General features: G+C 68.6%; 18 protein-coding genes. 9 read left to right on the top strand and 9 right to left on the bottom strand.

Going from position 1 to position 20,505, the window contains the following annotated elements; genetic code table 11:
• Positions 1 to 10: 10 nt before the first annotated feature.
• A complete protein-coding gene (locus tag ACFOWZ_RS23740; RefSeq protein ID WP_382376054.1) occupies positions 11 to 271 on the top strand; it encodes a hypothetical protein in 261 nt (86 codons plus the stop codon).
• Positions 272 to 274: 3 nt separating this feature from the next.
• Here ACFOWZ_RS23740 and secA2 read toward each other — a convergent pair whose 3' ends face one another.
• The 3 genes from secA2 to ACFOWZ_RS23725 all read right to left on the bottom strand — a co-directional run bounded on the left by secA2 (position 275) and on the right by ACFOWZ_RS23725 (position 7,173).
• Positions 275 to 2,560, bottom strand: coding sequence for an accessory Sec system translocase SecA2 (gene secA2 / locus ACFOWZ_RS23735; protein ID WP_382375944.1), 2,286 nt, complete (start codon positions 2,558 to 2,560; stop codon positions 275 to 277).
• 220 nt (positions 2,561 to 2,780) lie between these two features.
• The gene (locus tag ACFOWZ_RS23730; RefSeq protein ID WP_382375942.1) at positions 2,781 to 4,076 is read right to left on the bottom strand and encodes an MFS transporter; all 1,296 of its coding nucleotides are present in this window, start codon (positions 4,074 to 4,076) and stop codon (positions 2,781 to 2,783) included.
• Positions 4,077 to 4,086: 10 nt separating this feature from the next.
• Positions 4,087 to 7,173, bottom strand: coding sequence for a carboxyl transferase domain-containing protein (locus ACFOWZ_RS23725; RefSeq protein WP_382376052.1), 3,087 nt, complete (start codon positions 7,171 to 7,173; stop codon positions 4,087 to 4,089).
• A gap of 136 nt (positions 7,174 to 7,309) precedes the next feature.
• Between ACFOWZ_RS23725 and ACFOWZ_RS23720 the strand changes: the two genes are divergently transcribed.
• Positions 7,310 to 8,089, top strand: a complete 780-nt coding sequence (locus ACFOWZ_RS23720) for a sporulation protein (protein WP_382375940.1) — start codon at positions 7,310 to 7,312, stop codon at positions 8,087 to 8,089.
• A gap of 86 nt (positions 8,090 to 8,175) precedes the next feature.
• Entirely contained in the window at positions 8,176 to 8,448 is a 273-nt protein-coding gene (locus ACFOWZ_RS23715; RefSeq protein WP_382375938.1) for a GlsB/YeaQ/YmgE family stress response membrane protein, read from the top strand.
• Here the strand turns inward: ACFOWZ_RS23715 and ACFOWZ_RS23710 are convergent.
• On the bottom strand, positions 8,441 to 9,064 hold the full coding sequence (locus ACFOWZ_RS23710; protein ID WP_382375936.1) for a TetR/AcrR family transcriptional regulator: 624 nt from the start codon (positions 9,062 to 9,064) through the stop codon (positions 8,441 to 8,443). The genes ACFOWZ_RS23715 and ACFOWZ_RS23710 overlap by 8 nt on opposite strands.
• Before the next feature lie 93 nt (positions 9,065 to 9,157).
• Between ACFOWZ_RS23710 and ACFOWZ_RS23705 the strand changes: the two genes are divergently transcribed.
• The 3 genes from ACFOWZ_RS23705 to ACFOWZ_RS23695 are packed head-to-tail and all read left to right on the top strand — an operon-like array spanning position 9,158 to position 12,268.
• Positions 9,158 to 10,303, top strand: coding sequence for an acyl-CoA dehydrogenase family protein (locus ACFOWZ_RS23705; RefSeq protein ID WP_382375934.1), 1,146 nt, complete (start codon positions 9,158 to 9,160; stop codon positions 10,301 to 10,303).
• A gap of 10 nt (positions 10,304 to 10,313) precedes the next feature.
• Positions 10,314 to 11,510: an acetyl-CoA C-acetyltransferase gene (locus ACFOWZ_RS23700; protein WP_382375932.1), complete on the top strand. Its 1,197-nt coding sequence runs from the start codon at positions 10,314 to 10,316 to the stop codon at positions 11,508 to 11,510.
• Positions 11,510 to 12,268 (top strand): SDR family NAD(P)-dependent oxidoreductase, encoded by a 759-nt coding sequence (locus ACFOWZ_RS23695; RefSeq protein WP_382375930.1) that lies wholly within the window; start codon positions 11,510 to 11,512, stop codon positions 12,266 to 12,268. The genes ACFOWZ_RS23700 and ACFOWZ_RS23695 overlap by 1 nt, the downstream gene beginning before the upstream one ends.
• A gap of 16 nt (positions 12,269 to 12,284) precedes the next feature.
• Here the strand turns inward: ACFOWZ_RS23695 and ACFOWZ_RS23690 are convergent, their stop codons facing one another.
• From ACFOWZ_RS23690 to ACFOWZ_RS23680, 3 genes are read right to left on the bottom strand one after another with little or no spacing between them, the layout of a single operon-like run.
• Positions 12,285 to 13,175, bottom strand: coding sequence for a decaprenyl-phosphate phosphoribosyltransferase (locus ACFOWZ_RS23690; RefSeq protein ID WP_382375928.1), 891 nt, complete (start codon positions 13,173 to 13,175; stop codon positions 12,285 to 12,287).
• Positions 13,172 to 13,675, bottom strand: coding sequence for a phosphatase PAP2 family protein (locus ACFOWZ_RS23685; protein ID WP_382375926.1), 504 nt, complete (start codon positions 13,673 to 13,675; stop codon positions 13,172 to 13,174). The genes ACFOWZ_RS23690 and ACFOWZ_RS23685 overlap by 4 nt, the downstream gene beginning before the upstream one ends.
• A complete protein-coding gene (locus tag ACFOWZ_RS23680; protein WP_382375924.1) occupies positions 13,672 to 16,437 on the bottom strand; it encodes an arabinosyltransferase domain-containing protein in 2,766 nt (921 codons plus the stop codon). The genes ACFOWZ_RS23685 and ACFOWZ_RS23680 overlap by 4 nt, the downstream gene beginning before the upstream one ends.
• 165 nt (positions 16,438 to 16,602) lie before the next feature.
• Between ACFOWZ_RS23680 and ACFOWZ_RS23675 the strand changes: the two genes are divergently transcribed.
• Both ACFOWZ_RS23675 and ACFOWZ_RS23670 read left to right on the top strand, forming a co-directional pair.
• A complete protein-coding gene (locus ACFOWZ_RS23675) occupies positions 16,603 to 17,760 on the top strand; it encodes a lipopolysaccharide biosynthesis protein (protein ID WP_382375922.1) in 1,158 nt (385 codons plus the stop codon).
• Complete coding sequence (locus ACFOWZ_RS23670; RefSeq protein WP_382375920.1) at positions 17,733 to 18,833, top strand: glycosyltransferase family 4 protein; 1,101 nt, start codon at positions 17,733 to 17,735, stop codon at positions 18,831 to 18,833. Before ACFOWZ_RS23675 ends, ACFOWZ_RS23670 begins: the two co-directional genes overlap by 28 nt.
• A gap of 13 nt (positions 18,834 to 18,846) precedes the next feature.
• Here ACFOWZ_RS23670 and ACFOWZ_RS23665 read toward each other — a convergent pair whose 3' ends face one another.
• Complete coding sequence (locus ACFOWZ_RS23665; RefSeq protein ID WP_382375918.1) at positions 18,847 to 19,584, bottom strand: aminoglycoside phosphotransferase; 738 nt, start codon at positions 19,582 to 19,584, stop codon at positions 18,847 to 18,849.
• Between the two features lie 69 nt (positions 19,585 to 19,653).
• Between ACFOWZ_RS23665 and ACFOWZ_RS23660 the strand changes: the two genes are divergently transcribed.
• Entirely contained in the window at positions 19,654 to 20,235 is a 582-nt protein-coding gene (locus ACFOWZ_RS23660) for an exonuclease domain-containing protein (RefSeq protein WP_382376050.1), read from the top strand.
• Here the strand turns inward: ACFOWZ_RS23660 and ACFOWZ_RS23655 are convergent.
• Positions 20,185 to 20,460, bottom strand: coding sequence for a hypothetical protein (locus ACFOWZ_RS23655; RefSeq protein ID WP_382375916.1), 276 nt, complete (start codon positions 20,458 to 20,460; stop codon positions 20,185 to 20,187). The two genes, ACFOWZ_RS23660 and ACFOWZ_RS23655, sit on opposite strands and share 51 nt — an antisense overlap.
• Between the last annotated feature and the right edge of the window lie 45 nt (positions 20,461 to 20,505).

Below are 20,505 nucleotides of genomic sequence, written 5' to 3'. Positions count from 1 at the left end.
TGCACGGGTGATGGAGCAGACGGACTTCCTGCCCCCGGAAGGGGAGCACGATCTCCTCCGCCGCATCCGGCAGCTGGCCGAGCGCGCGGAACGGACGGCGCACAACCGGTCCAACTTCGTTGGCCCGCCGCCGTCGCAAGAACACCTGGACATCCTCGCGGAGATCAGGATGCTCTCCGAGGAGATGACGACGTCCAGAACAGGCGAACGGGCCGAGGTGCTGCCCCGGCCCGCCAGACCTGCGGATGAATTGGTCCCGAACAAGAGATGAGTGTCAGCGGCGCTGGCCGCGCACCATCTTGACCAGACCCTTCATCGTCTCTTCCAGCCCGGAGCCGAACGGGTTGTCGTGCACGAGGTACGTCCACGTCGAGCTCGGGCGCTTCACCCCGGCGTCGGCGAGGTCGTAGCCGTCGTCGGTGATCTTGGCCGCCTCGTACTTCTCCTTGGCCAGCTCCCACGACTCCGGCACGATCTTGTTGAACGCCGGGATGGCCTCGCGGTGGAACTCGTCCAACGGGTTCTGCCGTGCCAGCGCGCGCAGGTGGATGCCCTCACGCAGGTCCGACAGGAACGTCAGGTGGTGCGTCCACAGGTCGTCGAGGAAGAACAGCGTGATCTTGCGGGCGGCCTCGGAGGCCACCTCGGCGGACGCGCCTTCCTTCTCGCCGAGCTTCTCGTACGCCGCGTCCGTGCGCAGCACCACGTCGCGGTGCTTGAGCAGCAGGTTGCGCTGGTGCTCGATCAGCTTGTTGTAGCGCCACGTGTTGCGGTGGATCTCCAGGTTCACGCCCTCCGCGACGCGCTGCGCGTGTTCGAAGGTGTGCAGCAGGCCCTTGTCGCGCACCCGGCCGTCTTCGTCCACTTCGGACGGCTCTTCGGCGTCGGGCGCGTACTGGGTGATGAGCTCGTCCTGCATCGAGGAGAAGAACACCGAGCCACCGGGGTCGCCCTGACGTCCGGCACGGCCGCGCAGCTGGTCGTCCAGGCGTGAGGACGAGTGGCGGCCGGTACCGATCACGTACAGACCGCCGAGCTCGGCGATGCGGTCGTGGTCCTCGCCCTCGTGGCCGCCCAGGCGGATGTCGGTACCGCGACCGGCCATCTGGGTGGAGACGGTGATGCGGTTGTGCGAACCGGCGTCGGCGATGATCGCCGCTTCCTCGGCGTCGTTCTTCGCGTTCAGGACCACGCACTCGAGCCCGGCGTCGCGCAGCTTGGAGGAGATCCGCTCGGACTCCGCGACGTCGAGCGTGCCGACGAGGATCGGGCGCCCGGTCTCGTGGACGGTCTTGATCTCCTCGACGATCGCGTCTTCCTTCTGCTCCAGCGTCGCGTAGAGGCGGAAGTGCTCGTCCTCGCGGATGTTCTCCTTGTTCGGCGGGATCACGAGCACCTCGAGCTCGTAGAACTCCCGCAGCGTCTCGGCGACGGCGACGGCGGTACCGGTCATGCCGCAGCGCGTCGGGTAGCGGCCCAGCAGCGCCTGCACCGTCATCGAGTCGAGGATCTCGCCCGACTCGGTCGTCTGGACGTTCTCCTTGGCCTCGACCGCGGCCTGCAGACCGTCCGGCCACCGCTGCAGCTTCGCGACGCGGCCGCGGGTGTCGTTGATCAGGTGCACCTTGCCGTCGCGCACGATGTAGTCGACGTCGCGGTGCAGCAGCACCTGAGCGTGCAGGGCGACGTTCACCTTCGACAGCGTGGAGGTGACGTGCTCCTGCGAGTAGAGGTCGATCTCGCCGAGCGCGCGCTCGACGGCCTCGGAGCCCGCACCGGTGAGGAAGACGTTGCGCTCCTCGTCGTCGACCTCGTAGTGCAGGTTCTGCCGCAGGCGCTTCACGAGGTCCGCGATGACGGGGTCGGCGGCCTCCGCGCTGGTCGAGCCGGCGAGCACGAGCGGCACGCGGGCCTCGTCGACGAGCACCGAGTCGGCCTCGTCGATCAGCGCCACCTCCTGCTCGGGCACGATGAGGTCTTCCTCGCGGGTGACGATCCGGTCGCGCAGGATGTCGAACCCGATCTCGCTGACCGGTGCGTACGTGACCTCGCACTGGTAGGCCTCGCGGCGCTCCTCGGCCTTCGAGCTGCCGTTGATCCACCCGACGCTGACCCCGAGCAGCCGGTACAGCGGCCCCATCCACTCGGCGTCGCGCTGGGCGAGGTAGTCGTTGACGCTGACCACGTGGACGCGCTTGCCCTTGATCGCGAACCCGGCCGCGGCCATGGCACCGGCGAGCGTCTTGCCCTCACCGGTCGCCATCTCGACGACGAGCCCGCCGAGCATGCCCAGCGCACCCAGCACCTGCACGTCGAACGGCCGCTGCCCGATGGCGCGCTCGGCGGCCTCACGGGTCAGCGCCACGAGCTCGGTGTCCGTGCTCTCGTCGCGCAGCTTCGCGGCGTGCGCCGTCAGCTCCTCGTCGCTGAACGCTTTGAACGTGTCAGCGTGTTTCTCCACGTCCTTGAGCAGTGCCTGGAACGGGGCGAGGTCAACCGACGCCGGTTTCTGCGCGAACCGGCGCATCCGCTGCTTGAAGCGCGCCATGAGAGTGGTCACGACGCAGCAACGTACGGCATCGGCGCCAGGTTCCGCAGAGGTCTTGACTGTGAAGCCGGAAATGTCTGGTTCACTGGTGGCTGGTTCGTGAAAATCGCAGGTCAGCAGTCCGGCTTCCGTTGCGGAGGTCAGGTCGGCGCCCCGAGGACTCCGAACATGTGGCCGGTACCGCGAAGAAGCCCGGTCGGCGCTGCCGGAACAGCACCAACCGGGCTTGGACCTAGACCTGTTCCGGCTGGTGGGTCTCCGGCAGACGCAGCACCGACACCAGCGTCACGACGCTCATGAGCAGCAGGAACGCCGACACGGACATCGACGTCCCGGTCGCGCCCAGCAGCGCCGTCATGATGAACGGCGTGCCACCGCTGACCAGGATCGACGCCAGCTGGTAGGCGAGCGAGGCACCCGAGTAGCGGACGTGCGGCGCGAACAGCTCACCCAGGTAGGCCGCGATCGGCCCGTAGACGAGCGACGACGCCACGCCGCCCACCGCGGTGGCCACGAACAGCCACAGCAGCGAGCCCGTGTCGACCAGCAGGAAGTACGGGAACGCCCACACGATCAGGCCGACGGCGCCCGCGATGATCAGCGGACGGCGCCCGAGCCGGTCCGACGCGTGCCCCGACCACAGGATGACGGGGATGCTGACCAGCGACGACAGCAGGCTGACGACCAGCACGGACTCGCGGGCCAGACCGAGCGTGGCCGTCGCGTAGGAGAGCACGCCCGCGATCGACACGTAGAAGATGGCGTTCGAGGCGAACATCAGGCCCGCGCCGTAGATGATCTGCTTGCGGTGCGTCCTCAGCGCCTCCGCGAGCGGTGCGGGCGCAGGTGCGTCCGAGCGCTTGGCCGCGAGCTCGCGGAACACCGGGCTGTCCTCGACCTTCAGCTGGATGAACAGCACGACCGGGAACAGCAGCGCCGACGCCAGGAACGGGATGCGCCAGCCCCACGACGCGAAGGTCGCCGCGGGCATGGTGGTGCTGGCCGCGATGAACGCGATGTTGCCCAGCAGCACACCGATCGGGACGCCGGCCTGGCCGAACGTGCCCGCGAAACCGCGCTTCTGCGGGCCCGAGGTCTCGGTGAGCAGCAGGACGACGCCGCCCCACTGGCCGCCGACCGCGATGCCCTGCAGGAAGCGCAGCAGGACCAGCAGCAGCGGCGCGCCGACGCCGAGGGTCGCCGACGTGGGGAGCAGGCCGATGAGGAACGTGGCGGCCGCCATCAGCGCGAGGCAGATGACGAGGGCGGGCTTGCGGCCGACCTTGTCACCGACGTGCCCGAAGACGAGCCCGCCGATCGGGCGCGCGATGAAGCCCGCCCAGAACGTGCTGAACGACAGCAGCAGCGCCACGATCGGCGTCGCTTCGGGGAAGAAGAGCTTGGGAAAGACGAGTGCCGCAGCGGTTGCGTAGATGAAGAAGTCGTACCACTCGAGAGAGCTGCCAACGAGTCCGGCTGCCATCAGCCTGCGCAAGGTCTTCGGTTCAGTCGGGGCGACACTGACCACGGCTTCTCCTTCACCAGGTGTCGATGAACGGGCGTTTCTTCCCTTGGGGGCGGGAAGTTGCAGGGGCGAGCGCGGTGGCGATCCAGCGACGGGTGTCTGCCGGGTCGATGACGTCGTCGATCTCGAAGACACTGGCGACGTTCAGCGCTTTGCCGTGTTCGTAAGCGGCTTCGACCATCTGGTCGTAGCGTTGCTTGCGTTCATGCGGGTCCTCGATGGCGTCGAGCTCGCGTTTGAACCCGAGCTTGACGGCGCCTTCGAGACCCATCGGACCGAACTCCCCGGTGGGCCAGGAGACGGCGAACTGGGGGACTTTCAGCGATCCGCCCGCCATGGCCTGGGCGCCGAGGCCGTAAGCCTTGCGCAGCACGACGAGTCCGAAGGGGACGGTGATGTTGGCGCCCGTCACGACCATGCGGGTGAGGTGGCGGACGGTGGCGGTGCGTTCGGCGTCGGGGCCGACCATGAAGCCGGGGGTGTCGGTGAGGGAGACGACCGGGATGTCGAACGCGTCCGCGAGCTGGAGGAAGCGGGCGCACTTGTCGGCGGCGTCGGCGTCGATCGCGCCGCCGAGGACGTGGGGGTCGTTGGCGATGAGGGCGATGGGGCGGCCTTCGACGCGGATCAGGGCGGTGACGATCGCTTTGCCGAAGTTCTGGCGGAGTTCGAGGACGCTGTTGGTGTCGGCGAGGGTGGTGATGAGGGTGCGGATGTCGTAGGCGCGGAGGCGGTTCTCCGGGATGGCGTGGCGGAGGAGGCGCTGGTCGGCGCAGCTCCAGGTCTGGCCGGAGCTCGACCGGCCGGAATTGTCGGTGCCGTCTGGGATAATTGAACTCAGGGGTTCCCCCGAGGGCGCGGACGAAGGCTGCGCGCTCGCGCGGGGGACGCCTGCGGGAGCGTGGGCGGTGCGTTGGAAGTACGACAGGTACTTCTTCGCGACCGCGACAGCCTCCTCCTCCGACGCCACCGCGATGTCCACCACGCCGTTGGGCACCTGCACGTCCAACGGCCCGATGTCCTCGGGCCGGAACACGCCGAGCCCGCCGCCCTCGATCATCGCCGGGCCGCCCATGCCGATGTTCGCGCCCTCGACCGCGATGATCACGTCACACGTGCCGAGCAATACCGCGTTGCCCGCGAAGCACCGGCCTGCCACGACGCCGACCAGCGGCACCTGGCCGCTCAACGAGGCGAACGCGTGGAACGAGCCGCAGTCCAGGCCGCTGACCATGCTGTGGTCGGTGTCGCTCGGCCGTCCGCCGCCGCCCTCCGTGAACAACACCACCGGCAGGTTCTCCTGCTGGGCCAGCGCGAACAACCTGTCCTTCTTTTGATGGTTGCGCATGCCCTGTGTGCCGGCGAGCACCGCGTAGTCGTAGGACATCGCAACGATCCGTTGGCCGTTCACGACACCGATGCCCGCCACCATGCCGTCGGCGGGAGTGCGTTCGATCAACTCCTCCAACGAGCGGCGCTGGCGTTGAGCGGCGATCGCGAGGCCGCCGTACTCGACGAAGTCGTCGCAGAGGTCCGCGATGTTCTCCCGCGCGGTCCGACCTCCGGCCGCGTGCCGTCGCGCGGCAGCCTCGGGCCGGGAGAAGTCGTGCCGTGCCAGCACTTCGGCCAGATCCGGGCGTACCTCTTCCAGATCCACCTCGACGATGTCCTCAGTGGACTCACCCGAGCCGGAAGCCAGCAGCTGCCCCAGAGCAACCGTGTCGCCCACCGACACCAGCACGTCACCGGACACCCGCACGACGTGCTGCATCTTCATCGCTTCCAGCACCACGGAGTCAGCCGACACGGCCACCACCGTGCCCGCCAGCGGCGCTCGCATGCCGTCAACAGGCTCCTCGACGACGAAATCGGTCGTAGCGCCGACGATGTCGCGGTCCAGCAACGACTTCAGGAACTCGAGGTTCGTCGAGACGCCCTCGATCCGGAACTCGCGCAACGCCCGCCGCGCCCGGTTCAGGGCGACGTCGAGGTCCTCGCCGTGCACCACGAGCTTCGCCAGCAACCCGTCGTACCGCGTGCCGACCCGGTACCCGACGTACCCGTGCGTGTCGACGCGGACACCGGGCCCGGCAGGAAGCCCGAACGCCGACAGCACACCACCGGAGGTCTGGTTCACGCGCACCTGCACCGCCGAACCGCGGTCCACGGGCGTGAAGTCCACGTCACCGCCCCAGGCCAGCAACAACTGAGTGCGCACGAGGTCCACACCGGACACCATCTCGGTCACCGTGTGCTCGACCTGCAGTCGTGGATTGACCTCCAGGAACGCGAACGAGTCCCCGGACACCAGGAACTCCACCGTGCCGACGCCCGTGTACCCGGCCGCGGTCGCGATCGCCACGGCGGCCTCGTGCAGTGCCTTGCGCAGCAACGGGTCCAGCAGGGGAGCGGGCGCGATCTCCACGACCTTCTGGTGCCGCAGCTGCAACGAGCAGTCGCGGTCGCCGATCACCGACGTCCCGACCAGCTGCACCTCGACGTGCCGGGCGGAGGGCAGCAGCCGTTCGAGGTAGACGTCTCCCACCCCGAACGCCGCCAGCGCCTCCGCCCTGCACGCCTCGACGGCGCTGTCGAGGTCCTCGGGCGCGTACACCGCCCGCATGCCCTTGCCGCCACCACCGACGACCGCCTTGACCATCACCGGGAACTCGCCGGGTACGGCGTCCAGCACCGGGATTCCGAGCGAAGAGGCCAACTCGCGCGCTCGCACCTTGTCGCCCAGCAGCTCCAGCACCTCGGGCGACGGCCCGACGAACGCCAGCCCGCGTTCGGCGCACGCCCGTGCGAAACCGGCGTTCTCGGACAGGAAGCCCCACCCCGGATGCACCGCCACGCACCCTTCGGCGGCGTCCAGGAGCTGATCGACATCGAGGTACGGGGAATCCCCACGCAGGGCGACGGCGCGGTCCGCGAGCGTCACGTGAAGCGAGGAGGCGTCGTCCTCCGCGTACACCGCCACGGTGCGAATTCCCAGGTCAGCGGCCGCGCGCAGCACGCGGACGGCGACCTCACCCCGGTTGGCGACGAGCAGCACGGCAATCCTCCTGAGCGACCGCTTAGTATGTGACGGCGGTCGCATGTTGCCATCTGAAGTCAACGGAAGTCCATACGGAACCGATCGGGGTGTTGAGGCGTCAACGGAACGCTTCGCCGCATTCGGGCGATTCAGCAGGCAGACTTCCCCGCAAAGTTGCGAGTGGCTTCAGGAGGCCGCAGTGGTGTTCAAGAGGATGATGCGCGCGTTCGGCGTGGGCGGGCCGACTGTCGACACGGTGCTGACCAACCCGAACGTGCGTCCCGGTGAGGTGCTCTCCGGAGAGGTGCGGATCGCCGGCGGCGACCACCCCGCCGAGATCGACCACGTCACGCTCGCGCTGCTCACCCGCGTCGAGGTCGAGAGCGGCGACAACGAGTACAACACCAACATGGAGTTCCACAAGTTCTCCGTGGGACAGCGGATCATCGCCCAGCCGCACCAGAACCTCTCGCTGCCGTTCCAGATCCCGGTGCCGTTCGAGTGCCCGCTCAACGTCGTGGGCGGCATGCAGCTGCACGGCATGCAGCTGGGCCTGCGCACCGAGCTCGAGGTCCGCGGCGCCGTCGACCCCGGTGACCTCGACCCGATCTGGGTGCACCCGCTGCCGTCGCAGGACGCCGTGCTCCAGGCGTTCGGGCAGATGGGCTTCCGCTTCACCAAGGCGGACAACGAGCGCGGCCGCATCTACGGGGTGCCGCAGCAGCTGCCGTTCTACCAGGAGATCGAGTTCTACCCGCCGCCGCAGTTCTCCGGCCGCCTCAAGCAGGTCGAGCTGACGTTCGTCACGACGCCCGCCGAGCTGCACGTGGTCCTGGAGGCCGACAAGCGCGCCGGACTGCTCCGTGCGGGCGGTGACGCCTACGGCCGTTTCGCGGTGTCGCACCAGCAGGCGGTCGGAACGGACTGGACCGCGACCATCAACCAGTGGATGGCGCAGGTCTCCGGCAGCCGCTGGTAGCCGCTCGAGCTGCGGATCATGCCGAGTGACGGGATGATTTTCTTCGAGATCCCCCAACCCAACGGGGAGTAGCGGAGGAGGCGTCCGTGACCATCGAGAGCATTCTCGGCGCACTCATCATCGGCCTGGTTCTGGGCTTGCTCGGCAAGCTGTTCGCGCCGGGCAAGCAGGCCATCCCGATCTGGCTGACGCTGCTGGTCGGCATCGCGGCGGCGTTCATCGGCTCGTGGATCGCGCGGCTGCTCGGCGTGCAGGACACGCCGGGCATCGACTGGATCGAGGTGATCGTCCAGATCGTCGTCGCCGCGATCGGCGTCTCGGTCGTGGCCGGGATGTACGGCCGCAAGGCCGTCAGGTAGCGGGTCGGACCATGCGGAGGACGAGGTCGGCGTACAACGCGCCGATCTCGTCCGGCGTCCGTTTCCCGCTCGGCTGGTACCAGCGCGCGACGTCGATGCACAGCGACAGCACGGCGAGGGTCGCGCCCTTGAGGTCCGGCACGTCGAACACGCCCTCCGCGACGCCGTCCGCGATGTAGGAGCGCATCTGCTGCTCGATGCCCCGGCGCAGCTCCGCCACTTCGGCGTGGTGTTCGGGAGTGAGCGCACCCAGCTCGTACTGCACCACCCGCGCCGTCGTGTGGAACTCCGCGTGCCAGCCCGCGAACGACGACACCGCGTTCCTGAGGCGCTCCACCGCGTCACGGCCCTCGATGCGCGACAGCAGGGCGAGCGACGTCTCGTGGCCGACGAGCGAGATGTTGAAGAGCAGTTCCTCTTTGGACCGGTAGTGGATGTAGACCGCCGCCGGCGACATTCCCGCGAGTGAAGCGATGTCACGGGTCGTCGTGGCGTGGTATCCCTTGCCCGCGAACGCGTGGGCGGCCGCGATGAGCATGCGCCGGGCGGCGTCCGGGGTGACCGAGCGCCAGGTCTCGTCGAGCAGCGCGAACTCGTCCAGGCCGGTCGTGGTCATCGGGGCCGCTCCTCGCGTGTTGACACGTGGTGGATCGTACTGCACGCTAAGCGGGCGCTTAGCGCTAAGCAACCGCTTAGTATGGAGGTAGTCGTGCAGCGGACGCTGTTCAACGAGGATCACGCCGCGTTCCGGGAGTCGGCGAAGGCTTTCGTCGAGCGCACCATCACGCCGAACGTCGAGAAGTTCATCGAGCAGCGCGTGATCGACCGCGACGTGTGGCTGGAGGCCGGTCGCCAGGGCCTGCTGGGCCTGGAGATCCCCGAGGAGTACGGCGGCAGCGGCGCGAACGACTACCGGTTCAACACGGTGTTCGCCGAGGAGCTGTGCCGGGTCAACGCCGCCGTCGCGTCGTCGTTGGGCATCCACGGCGACGTCGTGGCGCCGTACCTCGTCGACCTGTGCACCGAGGAGCAGAAGCAGCGCTGGCTGCCCGGCATGTGCACCGGTGAGATCAAGACCGGTATCGCGATGACCGAGCCGTCCGGCGGCTCCGATCTCGCCGCGCTGAAGACCAACGCCGTTCGTGACGGTTCGGACTGGATCCTCAACGGTTCCAAGACGTTCATCACCAACGGCTACACCGCCGACATGATCGTCGTCGCGGCCCGCACCGACCCGTCGAAGGGCGCGCGCGGCATCACGCTGTTCGCGGTCGAGACCGGCATGCCCGGCTTCGAGCGCGGCCGCAAGCTCGACAAGGTCGGCCAGCACCCGTCCGACACCGCGGAGCTGTTCTTCTCCGACGTGCGCCTCTCCGCCGACCACGTGATCGGTGAGGAGGGCCAGGGCTTCATCTACATGATGGAACGCCTGCCGCAGGAACGGATCGGCGGCGCGATCTCCAACCTGGCGCACGCGCAGGGCGTTTTCGACGAGACGCTGGAGTACGTCAAGGAGCGCAAGGCGTTCGGTCAGGCGATCGGCAAGTTCCAGCACAACAAGTTCCAGCTCGCCGAGCTGCGCACCAAGCTGGACGTCTCGCAGGCGTTCATCGACACGCTGACCATGCAGCACGTTCGCGGCGAACTGAGCTCGGTCGAGGCGGCGCAGGCGAAGTACTGGAGCGCCGACGTCGAGAACGAGGTCATCGACGCCTGCGTGCAGCTGCACGGCGGCTACGGCTACATGACCGAGTACCGCGTCGCCCGCGCGTGGATGGACGCCCGCGTCACGAAGATCTGGGCGGGCTCCAACGAGATCATGAAGGAACTCATCGGCCGCGACCTCGGCCTGTAAGGGGTGTTTTGTGGCTGAAGCAGTCATCGTCTCCACCGCCAGGTCGCCGATCGGCCGTGCCCGCAAGGGTTCCCTGGTGTCGCTGCGGCCGGACGACCTGGCCGCGCAGGTGATCTCGGCGGCGCTGGGCGACATTCCCGCCTCGGAGATCACCGACCTGCACCTCGGGTGTGCCGAACCGCAGGACGAGCACGGCCAGAACGTCGCGCGCCGCGTCGCCGTGCAGCTCGGGCACGACAACCTGCCGGGTACGACCGTGAACCGGTTCTGCGCCTCTTCGGTGCAGACCGCGCGCATGGCCTTCCACGCGATCAAGGCGGGGGAGGGGCACGGGTTCATCTCGGCCGGCGTGGAGTGCGTTTCCCGTTACATGCACTCAGGTGCGCCCTCGTTCAACCCTCTCTTCGACGAGGCGCAGCAGCGGACGCTGGACACGGCCGCGTCCAACGCGCCGTGGACCGACCCGCGGCTGGACGGCAAGCTGCCCGACTACTACATCGCGATGGGGCAGACCGCCGAGAACGTCGCGACGCAGATGGGCATCTCGCGGCACGACCAGGACGAGTTCGCCGTGCGGTCGCAGAACCTCGCGGAGAAGGCGATCGCGGACGGCTTCTTCGCCCGCGAGATCACGCCGGTCGTGCTGCCGGACGGCACTGTGGTCTCTGCCGACGACGGACCGCGTGCCGGCGTCACCCTTGAGGCTGTTTCGTCGCTGAAGCCGTCCTTCCGCCCCGACGGCACGGTGACGGCCGGCAACTGCTGCCCGTTGAACGACGGTGCCGCGGCTGTCGTGATCATGAGCTCGACGCGTGCTAAGGAGCTGGGGCTGACCCCGTTGGCGCGCATCGTGTCCACCGGTGTCTCCGGACTCTCGCCGGAGATCATGGGCCTCGGCCCGGTCGACGCCACCAAGCAGGCGTTGGCTCACGCTGGTCTGTCCATTTCGGACATCGACCTGGTGGAGATCAACGAGGCGTTCGCGGTGCAGGTGCTCGGATCGCAGCGCGCGTTGGGCATCGACATCGATCGGTTGAACGTGCACGGCGGCGCGATCGCGCTGGGTCACCCGTTCGGCTCGACCGGCGCGCGGATCATGACGACGCTGATCAACGGCATGCAGGCCCGCGACGCCCAGTTCGGGCTCGAGACGATGTGCGTCGGCGGCGGTCAGGGCATGGCGATCATCCTGGAAAGGCTTTCGTAGTGGGAATCCTGGACAAGTTCAGGCTCGACGGAAAGGTCGCGATCGTCACCGGCGCGTCCTCGGGCCTCGGCGTGGCGTTCGCCAAGGGCCTGGCCGAGGCGGGCGCGGACGTCGTGCTCGCGGCTCGTCGCGCGGACAAGCTGAAGGACACGGCCTCGCTGGTCGAGTCGGTCGGTCGTCGTGCTCTCGTCGTGCAGGCGGACGTTTCGCAGCCTGACGACTGTCGTGAGGTGGCCCGTGCGGCCGCTGAGTTCGGCACGGTCGCGGTGCTGGTCAACAACGCCGGTGTGGCGTCGGCTGTGCCGGCGTCGCGGGAGACGCCCGAGGAGTTCCTCGGCGTCATGGACGTGAACCTCAACGGCGCGTACTGGATGGCTCAGGCTGCGGCTTCGGTCATGAAGTCCGGTGGCTCGATCATCAACATCTCCAGTGTGCTGGGCCTGGTGACCGGTGGCATCCCGCAGGCCGCGTACTCGGCGTCCAAGGCGGGCCTGCTGGGTCTGACGCGCGACCTGGCGCAGCAGTGGACCGGCCGCAAGGGCATCCGCGTCAACGCGATCTGCCCGGGCTTCTTCTCGTCGGAGATGACCGACCAGTACCCGCCCGGCTACCTGGAGAAGATGCAGTCGGTGCTCCCCGCGGGCCGCATCGGTGACCCGGAGGAGTTGGCGGCCGCGGTCGTCTTCCTGGCGTCGCCGGCCGGTGGTTACGTGACGGGCGAGACGCTCGTCGTCGACGGTGGCGCTGTCATCGTCTGATCGTTGGACCGGGTGGTCACAGGTAGATGGCCAGGGCGACGGTGACCACCCAGGCGATGCCCAGGGACTGCAGCACGCGGTCGGAGCGGGCCAGGTCGTCCGGAGCGCCTGCTCTGCCGCTGTCGACGTCGACGGCGTAGCGGAGGACGGCGATCACGAACGGGATCATGGAGAGGGCGGCCCACGAACCGCCGGTGCGCTGGCCCAGCTCGAACGCCCACAGGCCGTAGGTCATGTTCATGACCGCGGCCGAGGTGGCCCACACGAACCGCAGATAGGTCGCCGAGTACTTGGTCAGCGAGTGGCGGATCGCGGCGCCGGTGTCGTGGAAGAGCTTGATCTCCGCGTAGCGCTTGCCCGCCACGATGAACAGCGACCCGAACGCCGTCACGAGCAGGAACCACTGGCTGGGCGCGATGCCGGCGCCCAGACCGCCCGCGATGCTGCGCAGCAGGAAGCCCGAGGCGACCACGCACAGTTCGAGCACGGGCTGGTGCTTCAGGCCGAAGCAGTAGCCCAGCTGCACCGCCAGGTAGACGATCATGAGCACGAGCAGCTTCCAGCCCGCCACCGCGCCGACCGCCAGCGATGCGGCCATCAGCACTGCGGCCGTGGCGAAGGCGAGTGGCACGGGCACGATGCCGGCCGCGATCGGCCGGTCGCGCTTCTTCGGGTGGGCGCGGTCGGCTTCCGCGTCCTTCGCGTCGTTGATCAGGTACACCGCCGAGGCCGCGCAGCAGAACGCCACGAACGCCAGCGCGGCCGAGCGCAGCACCACGGTTTCGGTGATCCTGCTCGACGTGAACGGTGTGGCCAGCACGAGGACGTTCTTCGTCCACTGGTGCGGCCGGGCGGCCCTGACCAGTCCGCGGACCACCGACGGCCGGGTTTCCGTCGCCACGGTCATCGACGCCCCCACACCGCGCGCTGCACACCGCGGGCCACGACCGCGCCCAGCACGGCGCCGGCCAGCACGTCCGTCGGGTAGTGCACGCCCAGCACCAGCCTGCTGATCGCCATGGGAGGCACCAGAATCGGCGCCAGCGGCTGGTTGGTCAGCGCGCCGTAGGCGATCGCGGCGGCCGTGGTGGATGTCGCGTGTGACGACGGGAAGCTCAGCTTGCTCGGGGTGCCCGCCAGCACCTTGACGCCCGCGTGGTGCGGACGCCGGCGTCGGACCAGGCGCTTGACCACGATGGAGGTGGCGTGCGCGGCCACCACGGACGTGGTCGCGACCGTCCACTCCGGACGGCGTCGCCGGTCGACGAGCCAGCCCGCCACGCCGAGCGCCACCCAGCCCGCGCTGTGCTCGCCGAAGAACGACAGCATCCGGGCCGCGCGCACCGCCGGTGGCTTCGCGAGTGCCGTCTGCACAGCGACCAGCACTTCAGCTTCACGATCGCTCATCGGACGCCCTCCCAGCCCGTGCGGGTCTGCCTGTCGTGGGTGACGGTGTACTGACCGGCCTCGTATCGCGGCTTGGTCTGGTACACCTGGATCGGATACGCGCCGGGAAAGTCCCGCAGCCGCGCCGGCAACGCGGTGACCTCCTGCGAGGAGAGGACGTCGCCGAACAGCGCACCGCGCACGGGTTGCCACGTCGCGTCGCTCAGGCCGAGCGCCTGCGTGTCACCCCACTGCACGGCGTAGGTGATCGGCTCGATCACGCCGTCCTGGATGCGCGGCTGGCGCTGGCAGGGGAACAGGAACGCGATCTGCCACGCCACCCCGACGGCGGCCTCGCGCGGCAGGAACTCCCGCAACGGCACGTACTTCTGCGCGGCGGGTGCGGTGAACTCGCCCTCGCCGGTGAGCCGCACCTGCGTCGCGCCGGCCGGTGCCGGTGGCAGCACGAGGGTGCGGCGCAGCGTGCTGTCCACGTTGTCGGTGAGCACGCCGGTGTTGAGCACCTGCGCGTTCGACGTCGCGTACTCGTAGGTGACCGGTGTGGGCTTGCCGGTGACGACGGTCGCGATCTCATCGTTCTGGATCGCGAACCACCTGTCCCGCAACGGGGTCAGCGACCGCGGTGTCGCCACGTCGATCGCGTCCGCCGCGACGCAGCGCCGCGCGAGCGGGTCCTGGACGCTCGCGGCCCACGGCGACCAGGTGTCCAGCGTCCGCACGGTCGCGACCGCGAAACCTCCCACCAGATAGGTGATGTTGGCCGCGAAGAACAGCACGACCACGACAGGGATCGCGATGACCGTGGCGTAGGACCCCTTGCCCCGCCGGTACAGGACGAACGCCACGATCGCGATCAACAGGAGCCACCAGTACGGCTTGTCGAACTTGAGCACCGACAGGTGTGGTGGCACGCCCGCGGACGGCAGCCCGAGGTGCCACGAGTACGGCCACTTGTTGGCCCCGTGCCCGGCCAGCCCGAGCATCGCGACGACGCTGACGACGCCGCCCAGCAGCACCGGTACCGGCACGCGGCGATCGCTGGTCAGCTCACGGATCAACGGCACCACGGAGAGCAACATCAACGCGAGGAACACCGAGCCGATCCCGGCGAGACTGCCGAAGTGGTGCGTCCACTTGCTGGGTGTGAACCACAGCAGGAAGAACGCGAACATCGTCGACCAGCCCGCCAGCGCGAGCCGCGGCGGCACGTCGATCCGGCGGGCCCGTGCGGCGGTGACCAGCACGACGAACCAGACCAGCGCGACGACGCAGACCAGCACCGGCGCCCGCTTGGCGTAGTTCGCCATGGCGTCGCCCTGGTTCAGCAGGAACATCCAGCGGGCGAACTCGGTGTACCAGGACTCGGAACCCGCCATCTTCCGGAAGATCTCCTGCGCGTACAGGAAGTCGCGCAGGGTGCCGTCGCTGAACGCCGTGATCATCGCGACCGCGCCGGGGGAGAGCACCGCGAGCGTTCGCGCGACGATCGTGCGCCAGCCTGCGTCCTTCGTCAGCATCTTCCACGCGAACGGCAGGCCCGCCAGCAGCGGCGCAAGCGTCGTGAAACCGGTGGGGTGCGCGAAGAATCCGACACCTGCGATACCCACGGCCGCGCCGAGCAACGCGAGCCGCTGCCGCTCGACCGCGATCGTCACGGCCAGCAGCGTGAGAATGCCGCACGTGGTGACGACGCCCTCGGGCCGCACACCCATGTCCAGCGGCAGCCACCACGCCAGGAACGCCGCGCCCAGCACGACCCCGCTGAACCTGCCCGACACGTAACGACGTGCGGCGAACCACGTCACGAGCCCGAACAACAGTGCCGGGATGCGCAGCACCACCGGGGCGAAGCCGAAAACCTGCCACTTGGCCAGGAAGTAGTAGAACCAGGAGAACGGTGTGAAGCCCTGGTTGAGGATCTGGTAGTAGTTGCCGACGTAACCCTCGAACGGCACGTTCTTGGCCATCGCGCTGTAGTAGCCGTCGTCGTCGGACATCGGCGCCAGGAACACCCAGAGCACCATGATGGCGGGCACGACGAGGTCGACCGGCCTCAGCCGCAACCGGAACCGGCCCGGCTCGCGGTGCACGCCACGATCCAGCAGCACGAGACAGGCGAAGGCGGTCGCCGCCGACAGCGCGAGCAACACCATCAGCACGATCTTGAGTGGTGCGGGACTCGTGCTGAACTGGTCGTCCACCCGGATGCGCGCGTACAGGTCGGGAACGCTCAGGCTGGTGATCGAGGTCGCCAGCACGTGCACGTCCGGCATGGTCGCGGACCGGCCGATCTCCGTGCCGTTGCGCAGGATGCTCAGCCCGTCGCGGTCACCGCGGATCTGGTACCTGCAGTCGCCAGGAGGCACCGGCTCGTCCAGCGCGGCAACCCCGCTCACCCGAAGACGATCGTTCTCCGCCTTCACGACGAGGCCGCGTGCCGGGTCCGCCGGGTTGACCGTCGCGAACACCACGCCACCACCGGCCTGAGCGGCACGCACCGTTCCGCAGCCGAAACTCACGTCCATCTCGAATGGACGGTAGGCGCTGAGGGCGAGCATCGAGGACCGGGGCGCGGACGCGTCCGCCGGCCAGTTGACGGTCGGATCGTTGATCGTCACGGGCGCGAGCGGCATCAGTGCCGACAACAGCACGGTGAGCGCGCCGGACACGACAGCGACGGCGAGCAGCCGTCTCTTCTTCGGCACAGGCCCGGTGGTCGTGACGGGCGCTTCGGGGGCGAGCGGAATCGTTTGTGTCGTCACGCGCCGTTGCCTTAGGGATCGGGTAGGTGAGGCGTCAGAAGCTAGCCACCGCCGGTTACACGACGAGCCCGAGCGCACCCCGCTTTGCTACGTTCGCGTTGCCATACCCCGGATTTGTGTTTCGGACGGGAAAATCGCCAAGTCGTGGCGGATATCGTGCCGCCCATGGTTCGTGCGCTCAGCTTCGTCGGGGTGTGCGTCGTCCTGTCCGGGCTTCTGATCAACACCTACCTCGCGGTTGTCGCACGCAACGTCTCACCCGCGGAGTACAGCGACTTCGGCGCTTTCTGGTCGATCGCGCTGCTCGTCGGATTCGGTGCTTTCCTTCCGGTGGAACAGGAACTGGCGCGCCTCGGTCCTCGCGCGCTGCGTTCGGCCGCCGTGGTCGCGCTCGCCATGGCGGTCGTCGAGTGCGCGTTGGCGGTGTTCGTGTCCCCGGCCGTCGTGGTGCTGTGCTTCCTGTCCGCGGCACAGTTCCTGGTGCGGGGTGTGCTGATCGGCAGCGGGAGGCTGGCGTGGCACGGCGGTCTGCTGGTCGTCGACACCGCCTTGCGCGTGGTGTTCGCGTTGCTCGCCGGATGGCTCGGAGCGACCACGAGCGCACAGTTCGAGTGGACGCTCGTGGCAGCGGTCGCGGTCGCCCATCTGCCGGTGCTGGCCGGCCTCTGGTGGCAGGGAGAGAGTGAGGTGCCCGCGCGCGACGTCGCGCGCGCGGTAGCACCGTTGCTCGTCGGATCTGTGTGTGCGCAGCTGCTGCTGAACGGCATTCCGGTGCTGGTGACCGCGGTCGCCGCTCCGGGCGAACGTGCCAGGGCCGGCGTGTTCCTCGCCGCCTTCCTCCTCGCCAGGGTTCCGCTGTTCGTCGCGGTCCCGCTGCAGACGGCGCTGTTGCCGGTGATCACCGGCAAGCCGGCGCGCGCCGTCGCAACACGTCTGGCCGCCGTGCTCGCGCTCATCGGTGCCGCAGGCGTCGCGCTGGCGTTCACGATCGGCCCGTGGCTGGTGCGACTCGTGTTCGGACCTCTCTACGCCGTGTCCCCTGTGGATCTGGCGCTGGTCGCGCTCGGTGTCGTCGCCCACCTCGGGTTGATCGTCACGACCCAGGCGCTGGTGGCGAGCGCGTTGCACAGCCGAGTCGCGTGGAGCTGGCTCGCGGGTGTTCTGGTCGCGGCCGTGACGTTCGCGCTCATCCCGGACCTGTTGCTCCGCGCGGAGATCGCGTTCCTCGCCGGATCGCTCGCCGGTTGGCTGACCGGCCTCCGGCTGCTCACTTCCTCACGACAGGAGAGCGAACTGTGCTCGACGACCTCGTCATCGCCCTGACCTACTACTCGCCGTACGTGTCGGGCCTGACCAACTTCGCGCGGGACGTCGCGGAGGGGCTCGCCGAACGCGGAAAACGCGTCCGCGTCGTCACCACCCGGCACGACCCGATGCTGCCGCACGAGGAAACGATCAACGGTGTGCGGGTGAGCCGCGCACCGGTGCTCGCCCGGTTCGGCAAAGGCGTGATCAGCCCGGCGTTCGCCACGATGGTGCGTGAGGCCTCGGCGAACTCCCGCGTGCTCAACCTCCACCTGCCGATGCTGGAGGCCGGTCCGGTCGCGGCACTCGCCGAGTGCCCGGTCGTCGTGACCTACCACTGCGACGTCAGCCTCCCACCTGGCCTGGTGAACTCGGTGCAGGGCAAGGTGATCGACGCGTCCAGCCGGCTGGCCATGCGCCGTGCGGCGGCCGTCGCGGTGACGAGCGAGGACTACGCGCGGGAGAGCAGGCTGTGGCCGTCGATCCAGCCGCACATGGCCGCCGTGCCACCGCCCTGCCGCCCGGTTCCGGAAGGCGCACCGCGGTTCCGCGACGGCGACGGCCTGCACGTCGGGTTCCTCGGCCGGATCGTGGAGGAGAAGGGCGTCGAGCACCTGGTCGACGGTTTCCGCGCGTTGAACGACCCGTCCGCGCGGCTGCTGATCGGTGGCGACTTCGGCAACGTCGCGGGCGGCAGTGTCATCGCCCGCGTGCGGGAGCACATCGACGGCGACCCGCGGATCAAGCTCCTCGGGTTCGTGCCCGACGAGGACCTCGCCGACTTCTACGCCTCCCTGGACGTGTTCGCGCTCCCCTCGGTGAACGCCTTCGAAGCGTTCGGCATCGTGCAGGTCGTCGCCATGCTGGCGGGGGTGCCGGTCCTGGCGAGCGACCTGCCCGGCGTGCGCATCCCGGTGCGGGAAACCGGTTTCGGGCTCATCGTTCCTCCCGGGGACGCGGCCGCGATCACCGCCGGGCTGCGGTCGTTGCGCGACGAGCCGCCGGTCTCCGACGGCACGGCCGCGGCGAAGTTCAGCGTCCCGGCCGTGCTCGACGCCTTCGAAGCGCTCTTCGAGAAACACGCGCGATGACGGTCAGAAGGTGTCATCGTCTGGCACGGGCCGCGACGTGGAGCTGGGCGAGCTGCCCGGCGTCCGAGTCGAGCACGTCGGCGAAGACGTCACGCACCCGTTCAGCAAGTTCTGGCACCACAAGACTGTCGCAAAGCAAGGTGGCCGCGTCCGTCCCAGCGGGGGCGCGGCCCCACTGCTGCCAGTCGAGCAGCCCGAAGTCCGGCGCCATCAGGTTCGCCCAGTGCAGCTTTCCGTGCGCCGTCTCCCACTGGTGCACGGTCGGGTTCACCGAGTTCCCGTAGTGGTGCTGGATCCGGCCGCTGACCTCGCCCTGGTCCGTGTTGACGCGATCGGTGGGCGTCGCCGCGATGACGTCCGTCGTCCTGCGCAGGTCGATCCACCACTCGTCCGGCATGCGTAAGGCTTCGGTGACGGAGCAGGGCGAACCCGGCATCAGAGTCATCAACTCGGCTCGCTGCTGCCGCCAGTCCTCCCACTCGTAGATGTCGAGAACGCGAGGTTTTCGCAGCGTGGCGAACACGTTGGCGGCGAGGTTGCCGGTCCACAGGGTGTCGCCGACCCACTGCCTTTCCTCGGACACGACCCGGAGCCAGAGCGGTCCTTCGACGGGGGCACCGATCGACCGGTCCATCCAGCCGAGCTTGGGCGGACCGGTGACGGCGAGCCGGAAGTGACGGGCTGCGTGGGCGAGGTTCTCGTGCATCCACTGCCGGAACCTGATGCCGGCCTGAACGAGCTGTTCCTGCACGACTCCATTGGTACCGCTTGGAAACCCTCCAAGTAAGTCGGTGGACACGTCCGGGACGATCAGCACGTGATGTCACTGGATCAGGTGCTGGTCGTCGACGTGGAGTCGACGTGTTGGGAAGGATCTCCGCCGCCCGGTCAGGTCCCGGAGATCATCGAGATCGGGATCTGCCCGTTGGAGGTGGGTTCCGGAGTGCGGGGCGAGCGGCGCAGTGTGCTCGTGCGGCCTGCGCGGTCGAGCGTGAGTGCCTTCTGCACGCGGCTGACGACGCTGACGCAGTCCGACGTCGATGGCGGTGTCTCGTTCGCCGAGTCGTGTGCGGTGCTGCGCAAGGAGTTCCGGTCGGATCGCCGGGTGTGGGCTTCGTACGGTGACTACGACCGGAAGATGTTCGAGCGGCAATGTGCGGCGGTCGGCGTGGGGTACCCGTTCGGGCCCAGGCACGTCAACGTCAAGACGCTCTTCGCTCTGTCGCATGCGCTGCCGCGAGAGGTCGGAATGGCTGAGGCACTGCGCATCGCCGGACACCAGCTCGACGGCACCCACCACCGGGGCCACGACGACGCCTACAACATCGCAGGTCTGCTGGCCGAGCTGATTTCACCTGTTCGAAGGATTCCAGTCGACGCCGACCGTGCAGACTCGCGTTGAGTCCCTCCACACGGTGATCGCGAACGTGCCCGCGTCCGCCGACACCCGCGCCAGGTATTCGGTGGCGCAGGCGATCGTGTAGCGGGACTTCCAGCCGGCTTCTTTCTTTATGTACCAACCATGATCTTCCACGTTCTCGACGTAGGCGAGCGTCAACCGGCCGTTCCGGCTGCGGCGGTGGTACTGGATGCGGTGGACGTACTCCATGGCTTGGACGGTCCTCATCAGACCTCGCCAGCGTGATTCACGAATGTCAGATCTGATCCGTAA

Source organism: Lentzea rhizosphaerae, from assembly GCF_042649515.1.
GTDB lineage: Bacteria > Actinomycetota > Actinomycetes > Mycobacteriales > Pseudonocardiaceae > Lentzea > Lentzea aerocolonigenes.
The sequence above is the reverse complement of the archived record's forward strand: the minus strand, read 5'-3'. Positions and strand labels throughout refer to the sequence as shown.

Excerpts from the sequence above, each read along its gene's own strand:
- ACFOWZ_RS23740 (WP_382376054.1), top strand. The coding sequence starts at position 11 with ATGGAGCAGACGGACTTCCTGCCCCCGGAAGGGGAGCACGATCTCCTC.
- ACFOWZ_RS23655 (WP_382375916.1), bottom strand. The coding sequence starts at position 20,460 with ATGAGGACCGTCCAAGCCATGGAGTACGTCCACCGCATCCAGTACCAC.
- ACFOWZ_RS23685 (WP_382375926.1), bottom strand. The coding sequence starts at position 13,675 with ATGAGCGATCGTGAAGCTGAAGTGCTGGTCGCTGTGCAGACGGCACTC.
- ACFOWZ_RS23690 (WP_382375928.1), bottom strand. The coding sequence starts at position 13,175 with ATGACCGTGGCGACGGAAACCCGGCCGTCGGTGGTCCGCGGACTGGTC.
- ACFOWZ_RS23660 (WP_382376050.1), top strand. The coding sequence starts at position 19,654 with ATGTCACTGGATCAGGTGCTGGTCGTCGACGTGGAGTCGACGTGTTGG.
- ACFOWZ_RS23675 (WP_382375922.1), top strand. The coding sequence starts at position 16,603 with ATGGTTCGTGCGCTCAGCTTCGTCGGGGTGTGCGTCGTCCTGTCCGGG.
- ACFOWZ_RS23725 (WP_382376052.1), bottom strand. The coding sequence starts at position 7,173 with ATGCGACCGCCGTCACATACTAAGCGGTCGCTCAGGAGGATTGCCGTG.
- ACFOWZ_RS23710 (WP_382375936.1), bottom strand. The coding sequence starts at position 9,064 with ATGACCACGACCGGCCTGGACGAGTTCGCGCTGCTCGACGAGACCTGG.